The organism is Nocardioides sp. 616, from assembly GCF_002930065.1.
Taxonomy (GTDB): domain Bacteria; phylum Actinomycetota; class Actinomycetes; order Propionibacteriales; family Nocardioidaceae; genus Nocardioides; species Nocardioides houyundeii.
In genome coordinates this window covers 337,520-359,236 of the sequence record NZ_POAG01000017.1, presented here as the reverse complement: position 1 = coordinate 359,236, position 21,717 = coordinate 337,520, and the positions used below count along the sequence as shown (strand labels likewise).

At 71.7% G+C, this 21,717-nt stretch carries 16 protein-coding genes and 1 tRNA gene; 9 read left to right on the top strand and 8 right to left on the bottom strand.

Annotated elements, in window-relative coordinates:
- Positions 1–47: 47 nt before the first annotated feature.
- On the bottom strand, positions 48–1,487 hold the full coding sequence (locus C5H89_RS08105) for a PLP-dependent aminotransferase family protein (RefSeq protein ID WP_104106502.1): 1,440 nt from the start codon (positions 1,485–1,487) through the stop codon (positions 48–50).
- Between the two features lie 58 nt (positions 1,488–1,545).
- Between C5H89_RS08105 and C5H89_RS08100 the strand changes: the two genes are divergently transcribed.
- Positions 1,546–2,388: a DMT family transporter gene (locus C5H89_RS08100; RefSeq protein ID WP_240181766.1), complete on the top strand. Its 843-nt coding sequence runs from the start codon at positions 1,546–1,548 to the stop codon at positions 2,386–2,388.
- On the opposite strand, the gene C5H89_RS08095 is transcribed toward C5H89_RS08100, so the two are convergent.
- The gene (locus C5H89_RS08095; protein ID WP_205304924.1) at positions 2,366–2,827 is read right to left on the bottom strand and encodes a DUF1294 domain-containing protein; all 462 of its coding nucleotides are present in this window, start codon (positions 2,825–2,827) and stop codon (positions 2,366–2,368) included. The two genes, C5H89_RS08100 and C5H89_RS08095, sit on opposite strands and share 23 nt — an antisense overlap.
- Positions 2,828–2,849: 22 nt before the next feature.
- On the opposite strand from C5H89_RS08095, the gene C5H89_RS08090 reads away from it, so the two are divergent.
- Complete coding sequence (locus C5H89_RS08090) at positions 2,850–4,157, top strand: PP2C family protein-serine/threonine phosphatase (RefSeq protein WP_104106500.1); 1,308 nt, start codon at positions 2,850–2,852, stop codon at positions 4,155–4,157.
- Positions 4,158–4,165: 8 nt separating this feature from the next.
- Here the strand turns inward: C5H89_RS08090 and selB are convergent, their stop codons facing one another.
- From selB to C5H89_RS18905, 3 genes are all read right to left on the bottom strand, one after another.
- A complete protein-coding gene (gene selB, locus C5H89_RS08085) occupies positions 4,166–5,941 on the bottom strand; it encodes a selenocysteine-specific translation elongation factor (protein WP_104106499.1) in 1,776 nt (591 codons plus the stop codon).
- A gap of 3 nt (positions 5,942–5,944) precedes the next feature.
- A complete protein-coding gene (gene selA, locus C5H89_RS08080; protein WP_104106498.1) occupies positions 5,945–7,297 on the bottom strand; it encodes an L-seryl-tRNA(Sec) selenium transferase in 1,353 nt (450 codons plus the stop codon).
- Between the two features lie 34 nt (positions 7,298–7,331).
- A tRNA-Sec gene (locus C5H89_RS18905) sits at positions 7,332–7,426 on the bottom strand.
- A gap of 57 nt (positions 7,427–7,483) precedes the next feature.
- Here C5H89_RS18905 and selD point away from each other — a divergent pair.
- The 6 genes from selD to C5H89_RS08045 all read left to right on the top strand — a co-directional run bounded on the left by selD (position 7,484) and on the right by C5H89_RS08045 (position 16,867).
- Positions 7,484–8,497 (top strand): selenide, water dikinase SelD, encoded by a 1,014-nt coding sequence (gene selD, locus C5H89_RS08075; RefSeq protein WP_104106497.1) that lies wholly within the window; start codon positions 7,484–7,486, stop codon positions 8,495–8,497.
- 46 nt (positions 8,498–8,543) lie between these two features.
- Complete coding sequence (fdh, locus tag C5H89_RS08065) at positions 8,544–11,885, top strand: formate dehydrogenase (RefSeq protein ID WP_275887110.1); 3,342 nt, start codon at positions 8,544–8,546, stop codon at positions 11,883–11,885.
- Positions 11,882–12,859, top strand: coding sequence for a 4Fe-4S dicluster domain-containing protein (locus tag C5H89_RS08060; RefSeq protein WP_104106494.1), 978 nt, complete (start codon positions 11,882–11,884; stop codon positions 12,857–12,859). The genes fdh and C5H89_RS08060 overlap by 4 nt, the downstream gene beginning before the upstream one ends.
- Positions 12,856–13,926 (top strand): NrfD/PsrC family molybdoenzyme membrane anchor subunit, encoded by a 1,071-nt coding sequence (nrfD, locus tag C5H89_RS08055; protein ID WP_205304922.1) that lies wholly within the window; start codon positions 12,856–12,858, stop codon positions 13,924–13,926. Before C5H89_RS08060 ends, nrfD begins: the two co-directional genes overlap by 4 nt.
- A gap of 9 nt (positions 13,927–13,935) precedes the next feature.
- Positions 13,936–15,249, top strand: coding sequence for an OFA family MFS transporter (locus tag C5H89_RS08050; protein ID WP_104106493.1), 1,314 nt, complete (start codon positions 13,936–13,938; stop codon positions 15,247–15,249).
- Positions 15,250–15,460: 211 nt separating this feature from the next.
- The gene (locus C5H89_RS08045) at positions 15,461–16,867 is read left to right on the top strand and encodes a DUF4389 domain-containing protein (protein ID WP_240181765.1); all 1,407 of its coding nucleotides are present in this window, start codon (positions 15,461–15,463) and stop codon (positions 16,865–16,867) included.
- Positions 16,868–16,871: 4 nt separating this feature from the next.
- Here the strand turns inward: C5H89_RS08045 and C5H89_RS08040 are convergent, their stop codons facing one another.
- Positions 16,872–17,780, bottom strand: a complete 909-nt coding sequence (locus C5H89_RS08040) for a universal stress protein (RefSeq protein WP_104106491.1) — start codon at positions 17,778–17,780, stop codon at positions 16,872–16,874.
- A 154-nt stretch (positions 17,781–17,934) separates the two neighbouring features.
- Between C5H89_RS08040 and C5H89_RS08035 the strand changes: the two genes are divergently transcribed.
- Entirely contained in the window at positions 17,935–18,816 is an 882-nt protein-coding gene (locus C5H89_RS08035; protein ID WP_104106490.1) for a universal stress protein, read from the top strand.
- Here C5H89_RS08035 and C5H89_RS08030 read toward each other — a convergent pair whose 3' ends face one another.
- A complete protein-coding gene (locus tag C5H89_RS08030) occupies positions 18,817–20,400 on the bottom strand; it encodes an MDR family MFS transporter (protein ID WP_104106489.1) in 1,584 nt (527 codons plus the stop codon).
- Between the two features lie 156 nt (positions 20,401–20,556).
- A complete protein-coding gene (locus C5H89_RS08025; protein WP_162799283.1) occupies positions 20,557–21,597 on the bottom strand; it encodes a glycosyltransferase 61 family protein in 1,041 nt (346 codons plus the stop codon).
- Positions 21,598–21,717 lie beyond the last annotated feature (120 nt).

Genomic DNA, 21,717 nt, shown 5'->3' with positions numbered 1-21,717 from the left:
GTCTGCTCGAGCGTAGCCGGGTCGGCGGGGAGCGGGCAGGGTGAGCCTCAGGGGGGCGGGAGCAGGTCGCGCAAGCGGCGGATCCCGGTCTCGAGGTCCGCACCGCTGGGCGTGGCCACATAGCTCAGCCGCAGGTTGGGACGGGGTTCGGTGCCGGGCAGGTAGTAGTTGGACCCGGGAGTGACGGCGACGCCCAGGGTCAGCGCCCGGCGGGCCAGGGCCGCTCCGTCAGCGTGCCGCGGCAGGGCGACCCAGAGGTGGTAGCCGCCGCGCGGCGCGGTGGGCAGACAGCCCTCGCCGAACGTGTCCACGGCGGCCCGTGCCGCGATCTCGCGGCGCTCCTGCAGCTGCACGCCCAGCGTCGTGAGGTGCCGGCGCCAGCCCGACGAGGTCACCACCTCGAGCGCCGCGAGCTGCAGGGGAGCGGGGGTGAGGATGGTGTCGACCAGCAGTGCGGCCCGCAGCCTGTCGACGACGGGGCCACGGGCCGCGATTGCCCCGATCCGGAGGTTCGGCGAGGTGGCCTTGGTCAGGGATCGGATGTGGATCACGGTGCCGTCCGCGTCGTCGGCGACCATCGGCGGGCTCGACACCGGCGCGTCGGCGTGGTCCAGGTGCCGTACGAAGTCGTCCTCGACCACGAAGGCGTCATGCGCCTTGGCGATCCTGCGTACCTCGGCGCACCGGCCCGGGCTCATTGAGACGCCGGTGGGGTTGTGCCACCTGGGTTGAACGACGACGACCCGCGCTCGCGCTCGGGCCAGCGCGTCGTCGAGGTGCTGAGGGACGATCCCCTCCGCATCGAGCGGGACCGGGACGGGCCTCAGTCCCGCGGCGAGGGCGGCCGCCATGGTGCCCGGATACGTGGGGGCTTCCACGACCACCGGGTCGCCCGGCTGGGCGAGTGCCCGCATCGTCGTGGCCAGGGCAGCCTGGCCGGCGCCGCACACCAGGACGTCGCTGCGTCCGAGCCCGCCGCCGATGTCGCGGGCGAACCAGTCGCGCAGCTCCGGGATCCCGCCGGCCGCTGGCCGCTCCCAGGACTCGACCCGCTTGGCGGCCCTGGTCAGCGCCGCTCGGAGCAGCTGGGACGGTTGGAGCTCGGGGTGCAGGTAGCCGCCGTTGAGGTCGATCACGTCGGGCCCGTGTGCGTCGAGGACGTCGGCCAGGCCGGGACCGCCGAACCTGCGGGTGCCCCCGCCTTCCCGGAGTCCCTCGGTGAGCTCGAGGGCGGCCTCCTGCCAGGAGGTGTCACCCGACGCGACAGGGCGCCCGGTCCGGGCGCGAAACGTCCCGGAGCCGGGATGCGTCTCGACCAGTCCGCGCTGGGTCAGCAGTCGCAGCGCCTGGGCGACCGTGGTGGCGCTCGCGCCGAACCGGCGCACCAGCACGCGCTGCGACGGCACGCGTCGGCCCTCCGGCAGCATCTCGATCTCTACCGCGAGCTTGTCCGCCAGGGTGCTGGCCGCGCTGCTATCGTATTCCATGACGGATCAGAGTAGCGCTATCGCCGGTCGCCTTGTGCCGCCATCCACGTTCTCGGGCGTGTGGCTGGCCGGACTGGGCGTGCTGGCCTTCTCCTTCAGCTTCCCCGCCACGGTGTGGGCGCTCGACGGCCTCGGGCCCTGGACGACGACCGGCGGACGGGGCCTGCTGGCCGGGTTGCTGGCGGGTGGCGCACTCGTCGGGATGCGCGCGTCCCGCCCGAGCCGCGTGGACTGGCCGGGCCTGGTCGTGGTGGCGCTGGGATGCGCTGTGGGCTTCCCGCTGCTCACCACCCTGGCGCTCCAGACCTCCACCACGGCGCACTCCGCGGTCGTCATCGGATGCTTGCCCGTCGCCACCGCTGCCATCTCTTCCTGGCGCACCGGACAGCGACACTCGGCCGTGTTCTGGGGGGCGGCCGGCACCGGGGCGACGGCGGTGGTCCTGTTCACCCTGTGCCAGAACCAGGGGACCCCGAGTAGTGCGGATCTGCTCCTGTTCGCAGCGCTGGCGCTGTGTGCGGCCGGCTACGCCGAAGGGGGCCGTCTCGCGGGCCACCTGCCGAGCTGGCAGGTCATTGCCTGGGCTGTGGTCCTCGCGGTGCCGGTGAACGCCGCGATCGCGTTGCTCGCCGTGCAGCACGAGCCCGTGCACCTCACCGGGACCGCACTCGGCGGGATGCTCTACGTGGGAGCGGTGTCCCAGTTCCTCGGCTTCGTCGTGTGGTACCGAGGCATGGGCCTGATCGGGGTCGCCCGGGCCAGCCAGCTGCAGCTGGCCCAGCCCCTGTTCACCGTGGTGTGGGCCGTCCTGCTGCTCGGCGAGCACCTCCCGGCATCGGTCCCGGTGACGGGCGTGGTGGTCCTGGGGTGCATCGCCGTCACGCAGCGAGCAAGGAGCTGAGGGTCGGGACCATCCAGAAGCAGGCGAGTGCCCCGCAGTTGATGGCGGCCGTGCCCCAGAAGATCGTGCTGAACGGCTGCTTGACCGTCTTGTGCCGGAAGAGCTGCCGCGCGATCAGCGCACCCGGCCATCCGCCCGCCAGCCCGATCAGGTGCAGTGTGGACTCCGGGGTGCGTCGCCTGCCCTGCTGAGCCGCCGCCTTGTCGGCGCCGTACATCCCGAAGGCCACCGCGCTGAGCACGGCGTACCCGAGGGGGACGACGCTGGGCAGGTCGGCCAGCACCAGGAGCCCCACCAGCAGGGCCCCGAACAGGGCCGCGCCTGCCGCCGCCCCCAGCGCGCCGGACCCGGTCGACCCGAGGCGCCCGACCCCGACGTACCGCATCTGGACGCCGCGCTGGCGGCCACCGTCGTCCTCCACCGCCACAGGATGCCTCACCTCGTACCGTTATGCTCCGCGAATGGAACGTCACAGGCTCACCGACGTCAGACGTTTCCTGGAGGCCGCGGAGGCCGCCTCGCCGGTCGAGGCAGTCGAACAGGTGGCCCGCGAGCTCGGCCTCGCCTTCGGCGCTTCCGCGGTGTCGTTCCTCGTCACCGACATGTCCGGGCGAGCCCTGGTCCGGCTGGCCCACGTGCCCTTGGTGCCCAGCACTGCCTCCCAGCCCGACGGGCCTGTCACGGGTGAGCGTCGTGACGAGGAGGAGTCGGCGACCGTGGTGCCGTTCGACGGCGGGCTGGAGGAGCAGACCGTGCGCACCCAGCAGGTCCAGGTGGTGCCGTCGGACGGCGTGGGCGGATTCGCCCTCGACACCTGGCGGGTGCTGGCGCCGGTGACCGAACGCGGAGAGTCGATCGGACTGCTGGAGATGGTCCTCCCCGTCGAACCCGACGACGCCGTCGTCACCGAGATCACCCAGGTGGCCCACCTGCTGGCGTTCGTGGTGATCGCCAACCGGCGGCACACCGATCTGTTCGAGTGGGGACAGCGCAGCCGCGAGTTCAGCCTGTCCGCCGAGATCCAGCAGCGCCTGCTGCCCGAGGCTCGGACCTGCGAGGCAGCAGCGTTCACCCTCGCGGGGTGGCTCGAGCCGGCGGCCAGCATCGGCGGGGACACCTTCGACTACAGCCTGGCCCGCGACTCCCTGCAGCTCTCGCTGACCGACGCGATGGGCCATGGAGTCAACGCCGCCCTCACGGCGAGCGTCTGCCTCGGGGGAATGAGGGGCGCGCGCCGACGCGGCCTTTCGCTCCTGGACCAGGCGGCCGCGACCAACGTCGCCCTGTCCGTCCACGCGGCCAGTCACGACGGCGATGACTTCGTCACCGGCGTGATGGGCCGACTCGAGCTCAGGACGGGCGTCCTGGAGCTGGTCAACGCCGGTCACGTCCTGCCCTTCCTCCTGCGCGACTCGGCGGTCGTGCCGCTGGAGCTCGGCGTGGACCTGCCTTTCGGCCTGTTCACCGAGAGCACCTACGGCAGCACCACGCTGAACCTCGAGCCGGGAGACCGGCTCGTCTTCGTCACCGACGGCATGCTGGAGCGCAACGTGGCCGGGATCGACCTCGCCGGGGCGATCCGGGAGACCGGCGACCTCCATCCGCGCGAGGTCGTGCGGGCGCTCGCAGACAGTGCACTCGTGGCAGCGGGGCACGCGTTGGAGGATGACGCCACGGTGCTGGTGCTGGACTGGCACGGCAGCCACGACGAGTCGCGTGACGTGGTCTCCGGGGCGGACCCCGCACGGGCCAGCGACGCCTCCGACTGAGGCCCTGCTCAGCAGAGCTCGCGCCGGTCGTCGGGCAGCCGGCGGGTGAGCCCCCGCCGGTCCAGGGCGTCGAGCAGCGGCAGGGCGACCCGGCGCGTGGTGGCCAGGCACTGCCGCGCCTCGCTGGTGGTGAAGGGCTGGGGCAGGCCGGACAGCAGGTCCACCGCCTGCTGCTCGGCGCCCGGCAGGAGGACGATCCCGGGCGCGACCCGCAGCACCCGTCCGGCCTTGGCTGCGACGGCGATCCGGCGTACGTCGAGGCCCAGCTCGGCCAGCCGCTCCGCGGTCGGTGCGGCGAACGGGGAACCCGCGAGGTCCTGCTCCAGGACGGCCACGGCACGCTCCAGCTCGGGCGGCAGAGAGGCGGCGGAGGCTGGTGCCCGAACCCGCCCGCCCGCCACCCGCAGCGGCGCTGCGACGACGGCTGACACCAGCTCCGCCGACGGCAGGCCCAGGCGATCGGCTAGCACGGTGAGCGGCAGCCCGGGGTCCAGCGGCTGCGCGGCGTCGTGCTCGGCGACTATCCGGGCCGTCTCACGGGCGGCCCGTTCGGCACGCTCGGCGCTGAGCCACCACCCGCCAGCGCGCACCGCGCCAGACGGCGGCTCGCCCGCCGGTACGCCGATCCGGCGGAGTGTCCGGTCGTCCACCAGGCCGCGCCGGGCGATCTCCGAGGCTACGTCCGGGGTGCCGGTCACGTCGGCCAGCTGCCGGGCCCGCACGCGACCGGCGCCACGGCGCCCCAGCGGGGGAGGGGCGGGATCGAGCACGTGGACACCCCAGACCGTTCTGGTTCCGGGGTCCCGCAGGAGTGCCCGGTCACCGACCCGCACCGGCAGCGGGCGCTCGAGGTTGAGGCGGACCAGGTCGGGGTCGAGGTCGGCCGCCAGGGGGCGGACCTGGGCCTGCACGTCCGTTGCCCCGACGTGCAGCTGCAGGTGCCCGGGCAGCCGGTCCCCCCGCTGGTGCCCGCCGTGCAGCCGGACGTCCAGCACCTTCGTGTGGTGGTAGGCGTCCGGGGTCACCAGCACGCTGCCCCGGTCCACCCGCGCGACGCCGTCACCGGCGAGGTTGAGCGCCACGCGGGAGACCCCGGTAGCCGCTTCGACCGGTCGCCCCAGCGACTGCACGCCGCGCACCCGCAGCCGGACACCGCCCAGCGCGAGCTCGTCACCGCGGGCGATCCGGCCGGCCGGGAGGGTGCCGGTGACCACGGTGCCCGCGCCGCGCACGGTGAAGCGACGGTCCACCCAGAACCGCACGTCGGCGTCCGGGTCGGGCTGGGGGAGCGCGCCGACCATGGCGGCCAGGTGGGACCGGAGCTGGTCGAGCCCGGCCCCGGTGCGCGCGGAGACGGCGACCACGGGGGCGCCGCGCATCGAGGTGCGCTCGACCTCGGCGGACGCACGGGACACGGCCCCGGCAGGGTCGGCGAGGTCGCACCGGGTCACCGCCACCAGGGCGTGCCGGACGCCGAGCGCGTCGAGGGCGGCGAGGTGCTCCGCAGCCTGGGGCATCCACGGGTCGTCCGCGGCCACCACGAACAGCACCGCGGGAACCGGGCCGATCCCGGCCAGCATGGTGGTGATGAACCGCTCGTGGCCGGGGACGTCCACGAAGGCCACCTCCCCGACATCGGGCAGGTTCGTCCAGACGAATCCCAGCTCGATGGAGAGCCCCCGGCGGCGCTCCTCCTCCAGCCGGTCGGACTGCATGCCGGTCAACGCGTCGACCAGGGTGGACTTGCCGTGGTCGACGTGCCCCGCGGTGGCGACGACGTACACCGCTCAGTCCGCCGCGACCACGCGTCGCAGTGCCGCGACGAGCGCCTCGTCCTCGGCGGGGTCCACGGCGACCAGGTCGAGGAGCAGGGCACCCCTCTCCACCCGGCCCACGATCGGCAGCACGGGGTCGACCCGCAGCGGCCCGGCCAGGTGCACCGGCAGCGCCACCGCGGCGCTGGGGAGGCGGACGCCGGGGGCGCCGCCACCCCCGACGGCAGCCTCGCTGATCACCACCTCCGCCTCGACCACGTCGGCCACCGCGTTGCAGATCTGCTCCGCGCGTTGGCACAGCTCCTCGGGCGAGGCGGCGAGCGCGGCCGCGACGGGTGACACGGGGCCGGTGAGCGTCGCTTCCAGGGCGGCAAGGGTGAGCTTGTCGACCCGCAGCGCACGGGCGAAGGGGTGACGGCGCAACCGCTCGACGAGCTCGGCGTCCCCGAGCATCAAGCCACACTGGGGACCGCCCAGCAGCTTGTCGCCCGAGGCCGTCACCAGGTCGGCCCCGGCCCGCAGCGCGGCTGCCGCGCTCGGCTCCTGGGGCAGCCGCGGGTGCGGGGCGAGCAGCCCCGAGCCGATGTCGACCACCAGCGGCGCGTCCAGGGTGGCGAGCTCGGCGAGACCGACGGAGGAGGTGAACCCGGAGACCACGAAGTTGGAGGGATGGACCTTGAGCACGAAGGCGGTCCGCTCACCCACGGCCCCGGCGTAGTCGGCCAGGTGGACCCGGTTGGTGGTGCCGACCTCGCGGAGCGTAGCCCCCACCGACTCCAGGAGCTCGGGGATGCGGAACCCGTCGCCGATCTCGACCAGCTCGCCCCGGGCGATCACCACCTCCGTGCGCCGCTGTGCCACGGGGTCGCGGGCGTCGGGCCGCCCCGGCCCGGCGAGCGCACAGGCCACCAGGGCCAGCGCGGCGGCCCCGTTGTTGACCACGTGCACCCCGCCGGCCTCCGGCACGGCGGCGGCGAGCGCGTCCAGCGCGGAGCGGCCCCGGCGTCCTCGTCGGCCGCTGGCCAGGTCCAGCTCCACGTCGGTGGCGCCAGCGGCGACCGCCAGCGCCTCGACGGCGGCCGCGGAGAGGGGGGCCCGGCCGAGGTTGGTGTGCACCACCACCCCGGTGGCGTTGAGCACGCGGCGCATCGCGGTCCCGGATCGGGGCAGCTCCTCGCGCGCCGCGGCCGCCACCGACTCCGGGGCCACCTCGCCCGTCCGGCAGCGGTGCTGAGCCCGCTGGACCGCCTGCTTGACCAGCGCGGGGCCGAGACGCTGGATCGCCTCGGCCAGCCCCGGATCGGCCAGCACCACGTCGGTGCGGGGCACCGCCCGGCGTACGTCGCTGCCTGGCGGATCCACCATCTGGGCCTCCCGAGCTCGGCTGGAGCGTCGACGTTGGCGGAGGCGGACGGGAATCGAACCCGCCTGACCGAGATGCTCGCTCACAACGGTTTTGAGGACCGTGCCCGTCACCAGACGAGAAACGCCTCCCCGCAACGTCGTCAACACTCTAGACAGGTGCCCCCCAGCGGTCTCTAGGGTCGTCCCATGACCGCTGCTCCCACCGTCCGGCTGACCCAGTTCGCCGCAGGCGGTGGCTGTGCCTGCAAGGTCCCACCCGGCGAGCTGGAGAGGGTGCTGGCAGACCTGCCCGGGGCCCGAGCCTCCGGGGGCGACCTGCTGGTCGGGCTGGAGAACGGCGACGACGGGGCAGCGGTGCGAATCGCCGGCGGGCAGGCCCTCATCGCCACCGCCGACTTCTTCACCCCCGTGGTGGACGACCCCTACGACTGGGGCCGGATCGCGGCAGCCAACGCGCTCTCGGACATCTATGCCATGGGTGGCGAGCCCGTGCTCGCGGTGAATCTGCTGGCGTGGCCCCGGGACAAGGTGCCGTTCGAGCTTGCTCGTGAGGTGCTCCGCGGCGGCGCCGACGTCTGCGTCGAGGCCGGGTGCCACCTCGCGGGCGGGCACAGCATCGACGACCCGGAGCCCAAGTACGGCCTGGCGGTCAGCGGCCTGGGGGATCCCGACCGGCTGCTGCGCAACGACGCCGCCGTGGCGGGCACGCCGATCACCCTGACCAAGCCTCTGGGGCTCGGAGTGCTCAACAACCGGCACAAGGCCACGGGGGAGCAGTTCGAGGAGGCGGTGGCGACCATGACCACCCTGAACCGGGACGCCTCCCGGGCCGCGCTCGCGGCGGGCGTGCGCGCCGCCACCGACGTGACCGGGTTCGGCCTGCTGGGCCACCTGTACAAGATGGCGCGTGCCAGCGGGGTCACCGCGGTCATCGACAGCGCGGCGGTTCCCTACCTGGACGGCGTCCGCGCCTCGTACGCCGAGGGCTACGTGCCCGGGGGGAGTCGCCGCAACCTCGAGTGGGTGCGCCCGCACCTGCAGGCCCACGTGTCCGAGGACGAGCTGGTCCTGCTCGCCGACGCCCAGACCTCCGGCGGCCTGCTGGTCGCCGGCGAGCTGCCCGGCCACCCGGTGGTGGGCGAGTTCGTGGCGCGCGGCGCCCGGGATTCGGGCGAAGCGACGGTGGTGATCCGGGCATGAAGCATGCACACTGGGTTAGGTCGGCGTCCTGAGCGGAGGTGACGAGATGGCGAAGACGTTCTTGAACTGGCCGGTACTGCGGCAGCTGCGGGGCGACGACGTGCTGGGGCGTGGCAGTTCCGTGCGTTCGCGGCGCACCGAGGAGACCACCTCCCGCACCACCACGGCCGACAGCGTCGCCCGCAGCGTGTGCCCCTACTGCGCGGTCGGCTGCGGTCAGCTGGTGTTCACCAAGGACGGCGAGGTCACCCAGATCGAGGGTGATCCCGACAGCCCCATCTCCCGCGGTCGGCTCTGTCCCAAGGGGGCCGCGAGCAAGAACCTCGTGACCAGCTCGCTGCGCCAGACCAAGATCCGCTACCGACGCCCCTACGGCACCGAGTGGGAGGACCTGGAGCTCGAGACCGCCATGGAGATGATCGCGGACCGGGTCGTGAAGACCCGCCGCGACTACTGGCAGGAGTTCGACGAGCAGGACCGCCGGGTCCGCCGCACCATGGGGATCGCCAGCCTGGGCGGAGCCACGCTGGACAACGAGGAGAACTACCTCATCAAGAAGCTCTTCACCGCGATGGGCGCCATCCAGATCGAGAACCAGGCGCGTATTTGACACTCCGCCACCGTCCCCGGTCTGGGGACCAGCTTCGGGCGCGGCGGCGCCACCGGGTTCCTGCAGGACCTCGCGAACTCTGACTGCATCATCATCCAGGGTTCCAACATGGCCGAGGCGCACCCGGTGGGCTTCCAGTGGGTCGTCGAGGCCAAGGCGCGGGGCGCCAAGGTCATCCACGTCGACCCCCGGTTCACCCGGACCAGCGCCCTGGCCGACACCTTCGTGCCGCTGCGCGTGGGGAGCGACATCGCTTTTCTGGGCGGGATCGTCAACTACGTGTTGAGCAACGGGCTCGACTTCCGGGACTACGTGGTCGCCTACACCAACGCCGCCACCATCGTGAGCGAGGACTTCCGCGACACCGAGGACCTTGACGGGCTCTTCTCCGGCTTCGATCCCGAGACCCGCACCTATGACACCCAGTCGTGGCAGTACGCGACGCAGGAGGGTGACTCCGCGGACGACGACGAGGCGATGCAGCGCGAGACCGCGAGCGCGATGCAGCACGAGACCCACGGCATCCAGGTCTCCGGCCACCCGCCGCGCGACGAGACGCTCCAGGACCCCAACTGCGTCTACCAGATCCTCAAGAGGCACTACTCCCGCTACACCCCCGAGCTGGTGTCCAGCACCTGCGGAGTCTCCGAGGAGGCCTTCCTCGAGGTCTGTCGGGCCTGGGTGGAGAACTCCGGCCGGGACCGGACCACGGCGCTGGTCTACAGCGTGGGGTGGACCCAGCACTCGGTCGGGGTCCAGTACATCCGCACCGGGGCGATCCTGCAGCTGCTGCTGGGCAACATCGGACGCCCGGGGGGCGGCATCATGGCGCTGCGCGGTCACGCCAGCATCCAGGGCTCGACGGACATCCCGACGCTGTTCAACCTGCTGCCCGGCTACCTGCCGATGCCCAACGCCCAGGAGCACACCTCCTTGGACAAGTGGGTCGACGCGGTCCGACAGCCCGGCGCCAAGGGCTTCTGGGCCAACTCACCGGCGTACGCGATCAGCCTGCTCAAGGCCTACTGGGGTGACGCGGCCACGCCGGAGAACGACTTCTGCTTCGACCACATGCCGAGGATCTCCGGCGACCACGGCACCTACCGCACGGTGCTGGACATGATCGACGGCAAGGTGAAGGGCTACTTCCTGCTGGGGCAGAACCCGGCAGTGGGCTCGGCGCACGGCAAGGCACAGCGCCTCGGGATGGCCAACCTCGACTGGCTGGTGGTGCGCGACCTGTTCGAGATCGAGAGCGCCACCTTCTGGAAGGACTCCCCGGAGGTGGCCACGGGCGAGATCGTGCCGGAGGAGTGCGGCACCGAGGTCTTCCTGATGCCCGCGGCCTCCCACGTGGAGAAGGAGGGGACCTTCACCCAGACCCAGCGCATGCTGCAGTGGCGGGAGAAGGCGGTGGAGGCACCCGGCGACTGTCGCTCGGAGCTGTGGTTCTTCTACCACCTGGGCAGGATGGTCCGGGAGCGCTTGGCGAGCTCCGGGGACGAGCGCGACCGTCCCCTCCTGGACCTGGCCTGGGACTACCCGACTCACGGCGAGCACGCCGAGCCCAGCGCCGAGGCGGTGCTCAAGGAGATCAACGGATACGAGGTCGCCACCGGACGGCCGCTGTCCACGTTCACGGAGATGAAGACGGACGGCTCCACCATCGGTGGCTGCTGGATCTACACCGGCGTCTTCAAGGACGGGGTCAACCAGGCGGCCCGGCGCAAGCCCGGTGCGGAGCAGTCGTGGGTCGCCCCGGAGTGGGGATGGGCGTGGCCGGCCAACCGACGCACCCTCTACAACCGTGCCTCCGCCGATCCGGACGGCAAGCCGTGGAGCGACCGGAAGGCCTACGTCTGGTGGGACGCGGAGGCGGGGGAGTGGACGGGCCACGACGTCCCGGACTTCGAGAGGAACAAGCCTCCGTCCTACCGTTCCGGCCCGGACGACGAAGGCGTTGCCGGCATCTCCGGCGACGACCCGTTCATCATGCAGGGCGACGGGAAGGGCGCGCTCTACGTGCCGGTGGGGTTGCTCGAGGGCCCGATGCCGACCCACTACGAACCGGTCGAGTCGCCGTTCTCCAACCCGATCTACGGACAGCAGGCCAATCCGGCGCGCAAGGAGTATGCCCGGGCCGAGAACCGGATGAACCCCAGCCCGCCGGAGGAGCACGGGGACGTCTTCCCGTTCGTCTTCACCACCAGCAGGCTCACCGAGCACCACACCGCGGGTGGGATGAGCCGGTACGTCGCGCGGCTGGCCGAGCTGCAGCCGGAGATGTTCGTGGAGGTATCACCCGAGCTCGCCGCCGAACGCGGCCTGGACAACGGTGGCTGGGCGACCATCGTCACGGCTCGGGCAGCGATCGAGGCCCGGGTGATGGTGACCGACCGGTTGACACCGCTGCGTGTCGAGAACAGGGTGGTTCATCAGGTGTGGCTGCCGTACCACTGGGGCCAGGGAGGCATTGTGACCGGCGACTCGGCCAACGATCTCATCGGCATCTCGCTCGACCCGAACGTGCTGATCCAGGAGACCAAGGTGGGAACCTGCGATGTTCGGGCGGGACGCCGGCCGACCGGCCGCGACCTGAGCGCCCTGGTCGCCGACTACCAACGAAGGGCCGGGGTCGACCACGACCTGTCGAGACCGATCGTCACCACCGGTCCGGGAGCCGGGAGCGCGGACTCCGGGGACGCGACCCCCCGCCCTGACGGCGGCAGCGGCGACGGATCGGCACCGAGTGATCCAACGAGCGGAGACGACCAATGATCGGCGGCAAGAACAGCCTCTTCGGCCCGGTCAACCCCACGGCCAACGCCGGCTACAGCGCGGACCATCCGCCGCGCAAGGGCTTCTTCACCGACACCAGCATCTGCATCGGCTGCAAAGCCTGCGAGGTCGCGTGCAAGGAGTGGAACGACGTCCCGGCCACCCACTTCGACATGACGGCGACGTCGTACGACAACAGCCACTCGCTCAACGCCAACCAGTGGCGCCACGTCGCGTTCATCGAGCAGCGCAAGCAGCTGGGCGCCCAGGATCCGGGGATGCGCCCACCGGAGGTCACCGATCTGCCGATGCCCACCATGCGTCCCACGGACGCGGCCGAGGCGGTGGCGGACCAGGGGGATCCGGCAACGGACCCCGGTGAGAAACCGGACTTCCGCTGGCTGATGTCCTCCGACGTGTGCAAGCACTGCACCCACGCCGCCTGCCTGGACGTGTGCCCCACCGGGTCGCTGTTCCGCACCGAGTTCGGGACAGTCGTGGTCCAGGACGACATCTGCAACGGGTGCGGCTACTGCGTGCCCGCCTGCCCGTACGGCGTCATCGATCGCCGCAGGGGCCCCGAGGGCCACCGCAACGTCGGGATCGCCCAGAAGTGCACCCTGTGCTACGACCGTCTCACCGCCGGTGAGACGCCCGCCTGCGCGAAGTCCTGCCCCACCCAGTCCATCCAGTTCGGTGACGTGGAGGAGCTCAGGGAGCGGGCCAGCGCCCGGGTGGCGCAGCTGCACCAGGCCGGCATCATGGATGCCCGCCTCTACGGGAACGACCCGCATGACGGGGTGGGTGGCGCCGGCTCGATGTTCCTGCTGCTCGACGAGCCGGAGGTCTACGGCTTCCCCCCCGACCCGGTGGTCACCACCGCGGACCTGCCCCACATGTTCCGCCGCGCCACCGCGGCCGCGGTGACGCTGCTGGCGGGTGCGGGGCTGGCGTTCGTGGGGCGGCGCCGGTGAACGAGGACCCGCGGGATGAGCAGCAGACCTCGGCGGTGATCGGGTCGGCAGGTAGCCGCCGGCCCCGGCGGCCCGGCGGCCGGCGACGGCACGGTCCGGGCGTGGAGTCGGTGGTGCCCGAGGCTGAGTTCAGCTCCTACTACGGGCGGCCCATCGTCAAGCCCGCGCCCTGGGAGGCCGACATCCCGGCGTACCTCTTCACCGGTGGTCTGGCCGCAGGCTCCGCACTGATCGCTGCGGGAGCCGACCTCACCGGCCGTCCGCACCTGCGGCGCACCGGGCGGCTGGGCGCCCTGGCGGCCCTGACGTTCTCCGGGGCGGCGCTGGTCCACGACCTCGGCAGACCCTCGCGCTTCGTCAACATGCTGCGGGTGGCCAAGCTGACCAGCCCGATGTCGGTCGGCACCTGGATCATCACCGGGTACGCGCCCGGGGCCGGGTTGGCCGGCGTCGCGGAGCTGATCGAGATGCTGCCCGCGAGTCGCCGGCCGGGCCTGCTGGGCAGGCTCTCTCGCCTCACCGCCTTCGTTGATCGCCCTGCGGGGCTGTGGGCGGCGCTGTTCGCACCGCCTTTGGCGGCGTACACCGCGGTCCTGCTCTCCGACACCGCGACGCCGTCCTGGCACGCGGCCTACCGCGAGCTTCCCTTCGTCTTCGTCGGGTCCGCAGCCGCGGCTTCGGCGGGCCTGGGGCTGCTCGGCGCGCCCGTGTCCGAGACGCTCCCGGTACGCCGCCTCGCGGTCGGCGGAGCGCTTCTGGAACTGGTCGCCGAGCAACGGATGGAGCACTCGATGGGGATCACCGTCGAGCCGCTGCACGAGGGCAAGGCGGGACGCCTGATGCGCGCCTCCAAGCTGCTGACGGTGGCGGGGGCGCTCGGTACCGCCCTGGGCGGTCGGAGCCGGGTGCTGGCGGGGCTGTCCGGCGTCGCGCTGATGGCAGGCTCCGCGTGCACGCGGTTCGGCGTGTTCGAGGCGGGGCTGGTCTCAGCCCGCGACCCCAAGTACACGGTCGTTCCCCAACGGGAGCGGCTCGAACGTGAGGGACCCGTCCGCTACGAGCAGTGAGGTGTCGCCATGACCAGTGCAGCCGGAACGCGCCCGACCGGTGACTCCGGCCAGCCTGGGGGACCCACCACCAACCGTTGGCTGCTCGTCGCCGCGGCACTGCTCCTGCAGTTCTCGATCGGTGCGGTCTATGCGTGGAGCGTCTTCTCCAAGGCGCTGCAGGAGTCCTCGGCCTTCGACCTCAGCTCGGTCCAAGCGGCGATCCCGTTCGAGGTCACCATCGGGATGATCTTCATCGGCACCTACATCGGCGGCCGCATCCAGGACAAGCGCGGGCCTCGCACCGTGGCGATGGTGGGCGGGGTGATCTACGGCATCGGGGTGCTGATCGCCGGGATCGCCCGAGACGCCGACACGTTCTGGCTGGTGATCCTGGGCTACGGGGTGATCAGCGGCTTCGGGCTCGGGGTGGCCTACATCGTGCCGATCGCGATGCTCCAGAAGTGGTTCCCGGACAAGCGGGGCCTCATCACGGGCCTGGCGGTGGGCGGCTTCGGGTTCGGCGCGGTGCTGACCTCGCCGGTGGCCAACTGGCTCATCGACCGGGACCCCGACGTGCCGACGAAGGCCTTCATCCCGCTGGGCATCGCCTACCTGGTGATGTCGGTGCTGGGTGCGTCGGTGTTCAAGAACCCGCCCGCCGGCTACACGGTGGGGGAGCAGGGGACGACGGCCCAGGCGTCGGGCAGGTCGGCCGTCCACGACTACACCCAGGGGGAGGCCCTGCGGACCCCGCAGTGGTACCTGCTCACCGCGATCCTCACCCTGAACGTCGCGGCAGGAATCTCGCTGATCTCCCAGGCCGCAGCCAGCGCGTCCGACATCGCGGGTTACTCAGCGGCGGCCGCTGCCAGCGTGGTGGGGGTCCTGGCCATCTTCAACGGAGCGGGCCGGGTCGTCTGGGCAGCGGCGTCGGACAAGCTGGGCCGGATGAAGTCGTTCGCGGCCATGCTCGGGCTCTCCGGCATCTGCCTGATCGCCATCCCGCACGCGGAGAACGCGGCACTGTTCGTCGCCCTCGCCGCCGTCATCTACCTCTGCTACGGCGGTGCGTTCGGGACCATGCCGGCCACGGCCGGGGACTTCTTCGGGGTCAGCAACGCCGGTGCCATCTATGGGCTGATGCTCATCGGCTGGAGCATCGGTGGCGTGGTGGGACCGCTGGTGGCCTCGGCGCTGATCGGGGACGACCTGAACTACACCACCGCGTACACCACGATCGGGGTGGTGGCCCTGGCCGCGGTGGTGCTGACCTTCGTCACCAAGATGCCCGAGGGGCGACCGGACGCGGGCAGCGGGAGCGCAGAGACGATCCCGCGGTGACGGGCTCGGCCCCGCACCGGCAGGTGCCACGGGGTCGAAGGGGGGTCCCGACCAGTTCGTGACCTTGGTCCCTGGCCGGTGTGCCTGCTGCCACCCACGGTGTTGAGCAGGCAGGCGCATCAGGCGACCGGAGGTCCCCATGAACCCAGGGCAATATCCAGTGCGAGTCGACGCGGCGCTCGATCCTGGGCCGGGCCGCTGGCTGTGGTTGGTGAAGTGGCTGCTGGTCCTCCCGCACGTCTTCCTGCTCGCGTTCCTGTGGGCGGCGTACCTCGTCCTCAGCATCGTGGCGCTGGTCGCCATCGTGGTCACCGGTCGCTATCCGCGGGGCATCTTCGAGTTCAACGTGGGGGTCATGCGTTGGAGCTGGCGAGTCTCCTACTACGCCTACAGCGCGCTCGGCACGGACCGCTACCCCCCCTTCAGCCTCTGGGAACGGGCGGATTACCCCGCCCACCTGTACGTGGAGTACCCCGCTCGGCTCTCCAGGGGGCTAGCTCTGGTGAAGTGGTGGTTGCTGGCGATCCCGCACTACCTCGTGCTGGGGATCTTCACCGGCTCTGCGTGGACAGTCGCGGCCAACGGCGATGCCGATGGGGTCCAGTCTGCGAGCGGCGTAGGGCTTCTCGGGTTGCTTGTGTTCTTCGTTGCGGTCGCGCTGCTGTTCACCGGGCGCTACCGGCCTGGCCTGTTCGACCTCGTGATCGGAATCAACCGGTGGATGCTCAGAGTAGGTGCCTACACGGGCCTCATGACCGATGAGTATCCGCCGTTCCGGCTGGACCAGGGCGGGACAGACCCGGCCAGCCGGTCCGTGGCGTCCACGCTGGAGACGGAGACGCCCGGGGTGGCAGGTGCTGCGCCGAGCTCGCCCCAGGCATCGGGGACGGTGCCGGATCACTCCCCTCGGTGGGGTGCGGGACGCGTGATCGGCGTCGTGGTGGGCTCGGTGCTGGCGCTCGGCGCGATCGGTGCCCTGCTCACCGGTGCGGTGCTGGCAAGCGCAGACGAGGAGCTGCGCGACGACGGTTACCTCACGACCGCCAAGGTCGAGGTGCAGTCGCCCGGCTACGCGATCGTCTCGGAGAAGGCAGAGCTGGATGATTCCGACGGCTTGATCGATGGGCTGCGAGACCTGCTCGGCGAGCTCAAGGTGGAGGCCACCGCATCGCAAGGAGGCTCTGTCTTCGTCGGCATCGCACGGACCACGGACGTCCGCGCCTACCTGGACCGGGTTGCGCGCTCGGTGGTCACGGACGTGGCCGAGGACGACAGCCTGAAGACGAGGTTCGTCGAGGGCGGAGCGCCGCGGACGGCTCCCGGGGAGGCCGGCTTCTGGGTGGCCTCGTCCGAAGGCGGCGGCACCCAGAGCATCACCGGTTCGCCGAGCGAGGGCGACTGGACGCTGGTGGTGATGAACGCCGACGCTTCCAGTCCCGTGGTGACCAGGGTCGCTCTCGGGGCCACTGCACCCGTGGTGGATGGCCTGGTCGGCATCCTGCTGGTGAGCGGCCTGGTAGCCGGGTTGCTGGCTGCGGCCATCCTCGCCGCGAGCCTGGTGCGCCGGGACCGGCACGACGTCCCGGCAGCGGAGCGCGACCCGGCAGCTGGGCCCTGACCCGTCAGGACATCGTGGTGCCGGTCGGCACCACGATCACCGTCGAGCGGGCCCGCTCCAGCACCGCGGTCGACACCGAGCGCGCCAGGAACTGGGCGGCGGACCCCGGTTCGTGCCGTCCCACGACGATGACGTCACCGAGCAACGCATTCTCGGCCAGCACGGTGTCCACGAGGCCGTGCCGCAGGACCACGCGAGCCTGGACGTCGGGGTAGTCCTCGGCCAGACCGGCGATCAGCTCGCGCACCTCCACCTCGAGCTGCGTCGCGGCCGGGTCGTCCGCGGCCGCGTCGCTTCCCCCGGCCAGGATGCCGACGACGTCCCAATAGCAGTGCACCACCAGGATCGGGACCCGGTGCAGCGAGGCGAACCGATAGGCGTACTCCACCGCTGTCCTGGACTCCGCGGTCGCGTCGACGCCCACGACCACACGCGTAAGCGAGTCGACCTCCTCGTGGCCCCGAACCACCGCGACCGGACAGTCGGCGTGCCTGGCGACTGCCGCGCTGACCGATCCCAGGACCAGACTGCTGACCACGCCCCGCCCCCGGGATCCGAGGACGAGGAGCGCAGCACGGGAGGACGCAGCCACGAGCGCCCGGCGCGGGTCGTCACGGACCGAGACGCGGACGATCGGGCTGTCCGCCAGCACCGTCCGTGCCCTCTCCTCGGCCATCTCGAGGACCAGGCCGTCGTCGCGGTCCGGGTCGTCGGCCCTCGGTGGGTAGTCGGTCGCGCTGGCGCCGAACGGGGGAAACTCGAAGGGCTCCCCGATTCCGGTGGCGTGCATCAGGACGAGCGTCCGGTGGGAGCGGTGGGCCTGCCGGGCGCCCCAGGTCACGGCACGTGCGGCATGCTCGGAGCCGTCGACCGCGACCAGGACGGCGCCGGGAGGAATGTCCTGGGGCGTCATGTCACCAGGATGGTCGGGCCCGGTCGTGGTCACCACCGCCGCAAGTCCCGGTGCGTGCTGACGTTTGCCCCTGTCACGCCGGTGCCACGGGAAGCAATCGTGGTGCACACGGCACGCTGCCCGCGCCGCCGACACGACGGCCTTGGAGAACGGTATGGACCTCTTGGAGCAGGCCGACGGCGCGATAGTGGTCGGCGTCGACGGTTCGCAGGCAAGCGAGCAAGCGATCGATTGGGCGGCGGAACAGGCGGTCCTGGAAGGGCGGCCCTTGACCCTGCTCCATGCCACGGGGGTGTGGAGCACTCCGCCGGAGGTCGACGTCGCGGCTCTGGTGGCCGCCATGGAGGCCCAGGGCGACGAGCTCGTCTCCCAGACGCGTGCCCGCGTCGCGGCCGCCCACGTGATCCCCGACCTCCGTTCCCGGGTGGTGCTGGCAGATCCCCGGGCAGCGCTGCTGGATGCCTCGGAGGTCGCCTACCTGACGGTGATCGGCTCCCGGGGCCGGGGGGCGATCAAGACGCTGGTGCTCGGCTCGGTGGGACTCACGTTGAGCCAGCAGGCACACTGTCCTGTGGTGGTACGGCGTCCGCACGACGCCGAGGACCGCGGCGACGGGCTGGTGGTCGGCACCGACCTGAGTCGGCATTCCGAGGTGGCCGTCGACTGGGCGTTCCACCAGGCCGTGGTGCGGGGCCTGCCGCTGACCCTGGTGCACACGGTCTTCGACGGCTACCCGGCCGGCATCGTCCCGGCGGACGACACTGCGCACGAGGAGCGGCGAGCCCGGCTGGTGACCCTCGCCGAGCGCTTCGGGACCCGTCATCCCGGCGTGGAGGTCCAGTGCGAGCTGCGGCGCGGGATCCCCGACGAGGCACTGGTGGACGCTGCGGGCGGGAGTGAGATGGTGGTGGTGGGCTCGCACCAGCGGAGATCGGTCCTGAGCATGATGGATCTCAACGTGCCCAAGACGGTGGTCGAGCACGCGCCTCGGTTCGTTGCCGTCGTACCGGAGCCGGGGACGACCCAGCGGACCTGATCAGCGCCCCTGGCCGCCGGCCTCGACGGGGTCGCCCTGCCGCTCTCCGGCCGCCCCGTCCTTGCCGTGCAGGTGCCGCGGGAGCAGCAGTGCGGGGATGATGATGAGCGCGGTGAGGGCGAAGGCGACCCAGAAGGCATAGCCGTAGGAGTCGGCCAGCAGCGGCCCCACGACCCGCAGCTCCGCCCGCGGGATCGAGGCGAGCTCGGTGCTGCCACCGCCGGTGCCACTGGCCCCGGACTGCAGGCCTCGGGAGGCGAGCTCATGGGTGAATCGGTGGGTGAGCACGGTGACCAGGACCGCACTGCCCAGGGACGCCCCCACCTGCTGGATGGCCGACAGGGACGGGGCCGCTCGGGAGGCATTCTCCTTGCTGAGACGGCTGTAGGCAGACGAGATGGTCGGCATCATGACGGCGCCGATACCGATGCCGCGTACGAACAGGGCGACGGAGAGCCCCGTGTAGGAGGTGTTCACGCCCACCTGGGTGAAGGGGAAGGTGCCCAGCAGGGCGAGCACGACTCCCACGGGGACGACGTACCCGGCGCCGATGCGGTCGGTGAGCCGGCCGGTGAGGAGCACCGCCACGATCGCCCCGAGGCCCTGGGGGGCGAGCAGCAGCCCGGCGTCGAGCGCGCCCTCCCCGCGGACGGTCTGGTAGTACAGCGGCAGCAGCAGCATCCCGCCGAACATGCCGATGGCGACCAGGAACACCGCAACCGTGCTGCTGGCGAAGACGCGGTTGGCGAACAGGCGCACGTCGATGATGGAGTCCGCCCCGCGATACAGGCTGTAGCCGACGTAGAGCACCAGGCCGGTCGCGCCGCCGACCAACCAGCCCAGGACGGCCCACTCGCCGAAGCCGCCCCGCGAGCTGGCCTCGGAGAAGCCGTAGAGGAGGCTGGCGAGACTGCCCGAGAGCAGGACCAGCCCGATGACGTCCAGTCGCCCGGGGGTGTCGAGAGCTGTGCCGCTGGGCAGCTTCCACACCGCCAGCGAGATCGCCAGGATGCCGACGGGAACGTTGACCACGAAGATCCAGTGCCAGCTCGCGTACTCCACGAGCAGGCCGCCGAGCACCGGACCGAACACCGGTCCGAGCAGCATGGGGACGCCGAGGATGGACATGGCGCGTCCCATCCGGTCGGATCCTGCGGCTCGGGCGATCAAGGTCTGGCCGGCGGGCAGCAGCATGCCCCCGCCGAGGCCCTGGAGGATCCGGAACCCGATGAGGCTCTCGATGTTCCACGCGGCCGCGCACAGGGCGGAGCCGAGCATGAACAGGCCCACCGCCAGGATCCAGATCCGCTTCGACCCGAAGCGGTCCATGGCCCACCCGGTGATCGGGATGACCATCGCGACCGAGAGCAGGTATCCGGTCACGACCCACTGCGTCTTGTTCAAGGTCGCGTCGAGGTCGGAGCTCAAGGTGTCGAGTGCGACGTTCACGATCGTGGTGTCCAGGACGGACATGATCATGCCTGAGACGATGACGAGCCCGGTGACGATGACAGTGCGATCCAGCTTCTCGGACCCTGCCGTCGTCGTGCCGCCATTCGGATCGCGCTGGGAGGTGGTTGCCATGCCGGGCTCCAGCCGAAGGAGATTTCCTACAGGATGCCGAGGACCGAGGCCGGCCGTGGGAACTCGCAGATGCCGCTCTCGCACGCTACACCCGAGCCGCCCCGAGCCTTGCCATCCTGCGGCCCAGGTGCGACCGCATACGCGGGGGAGACGACGTCAGGTGAGCCCCAACCTCCCCAGGATGTGATTCACCTCCCCGGGAGCGGCGTCGCCCCGGATGAAGCGCCGCTGATGGCCTGAGGCGGCGTCGATGGCGCACTGCATCCGCACCGGACGAGTCGCGTTCCGGCCGTCGCCGAGCTCCACGACCCGGCCGCCACGCGGGATGAAGGCGGAGTGGTGGAGCCCGGATCCCGAGAGCCCAGCGATGACCTCGGCAGAGGCGACCCGTTCGAGCTGCTCACCGATGTCCAGCGTCTCGGGACAGAGGATGTCGAAGCCGCGCGCGGCGAACACCTCGTCCAGCGCCCGGTCGTGCTCGGCCGAGGAACGGACCTCCCGTCGGTATCGGACGGCTCGCCGGTGCTCGTTGAGCATGGTCCGGGAGACGTAGACGCGCTGCTGCCCGGCGCCGCGGAACGGACTGGCGATGGTGTCCCACACACTCCGGGCCTCTGGATGGACCCAGGCCTGGAGGGCGACGCTGCGGGAGGGGACCACGAGGTGCTCCACCACGACCGGCCCACCCGTGCCCACGACATGTACGGACAGGTCGGCGAACCCGGCCAGGGCGAGCAGCCGCCGGTGCCACCCCTCGACGTTGGTGGGACCGAAGCTCGAATGGAACACCAGGCCGCTCGGCTGCTGAGGCAGGCGTGGCCACAGGGTCGTGAGGGTCTCGACCAGGAAGTGCCCGAAGGTCGGCGCCCACGTGCCGCCGTAGAGCCACGTGCCGTCGAGGCGGACGTCCGCGACAGGCGGGAGGAAGCTCGGGTCTGCGGCCACCCGAAGACCGCGCGGGTCTCCCAGGATCTTCTGCGAGGCGGGCACCAACTCCCCAGCCGAGGTGTACACCGCGCCTGAGAACCACTTGTTCGGGCGGTGCACCGTGGCCAGCTCACCGGTGGCCACCCGGGACAAGTAGGCGTCCGCGACCTCCTCGACGTGCGGCGTACGGCGGGGGCGGACCGGCTGGACGGCGGCGCGCCACTCGCTACGGTGCCTGAGCCTGGGTGCCCGAAGGGCAAGAGCGGCCAAGTCGTGCCTCGCATCCACGTCGTCGCACCGCGTCCCCCGCGTGCGTCAGGTTAGTGCGGCTCCACCCTAGGGTGGGCGTGCCGGGATGTCTGGGGCGACGAGTCATCGTGCGCACCCTGA

Bases quoted from the DNA above. Each gene is read 5' to 3' on its own strand.
- C5H89_RS08105 (WP_104106502.1), bottom strand. From the start codon at position 1,487: ATGGAATACGATAGCAGCGCGGCCAGCACCCTGGCGGACAAGCTCGCG.
- C5H89_RS08090 (WP_104106500.1), top strand. From the start codon at position 2,850: ATGGAACGTCACAGGCTCACCGACGTCAGACGTTTCCTGGAGGCCGCG.
- selA (WP_104106498.1), bottom strand. From the start codon at position 7,297: ATGGTGGATCCGCCAGGCAGCGACGTACGCCGGGCGGTGCCCCGCACC.
- selD (WP_104106497.1), top strand. From the start codon at position 7,484: ATGACCGCTGCTCCCACCGTCCGGCTGACCCAGTTCGCCGCAGGCGGT.
- C5H89_RS08060 (WP_104106494.1), top strand. From the start codon at position 11,882: ATGATCGGCGGCAAGAACAGCCTCTTCGGCCCGGTCAACCCCACGGCC.
- C5H89_RS08050 (WP_104106493.1), top strand. From the start codon at position 13,936: ATGACCAGTGCAGCCGGAACGCGCCCGACCGGTGACTCCGGCCAGCCT.
- C5H89_RS08040 (WP_104106491.1), bottom strand. From the start codon at position 17,780: ATGACGCCCCAGGACATTCCTCCCGGCGCCGTCCTGGTCGCGGTCGAC.
- C5H89_RS08035 (WP_104106490.1), top strand. From the start codon at position 17,935: ATGGACCTCTTGGAGCAGGCCGACGGCGCGATAGTGGTCGGCGTCGAC.
- C5H89_RS08030 (WP_104106489.1), bottom strand. From the start codon at position 20,400: ATGGCAACCACCTCCCAGCGCGATCCGAATGGCGGCACGACGACGGCA.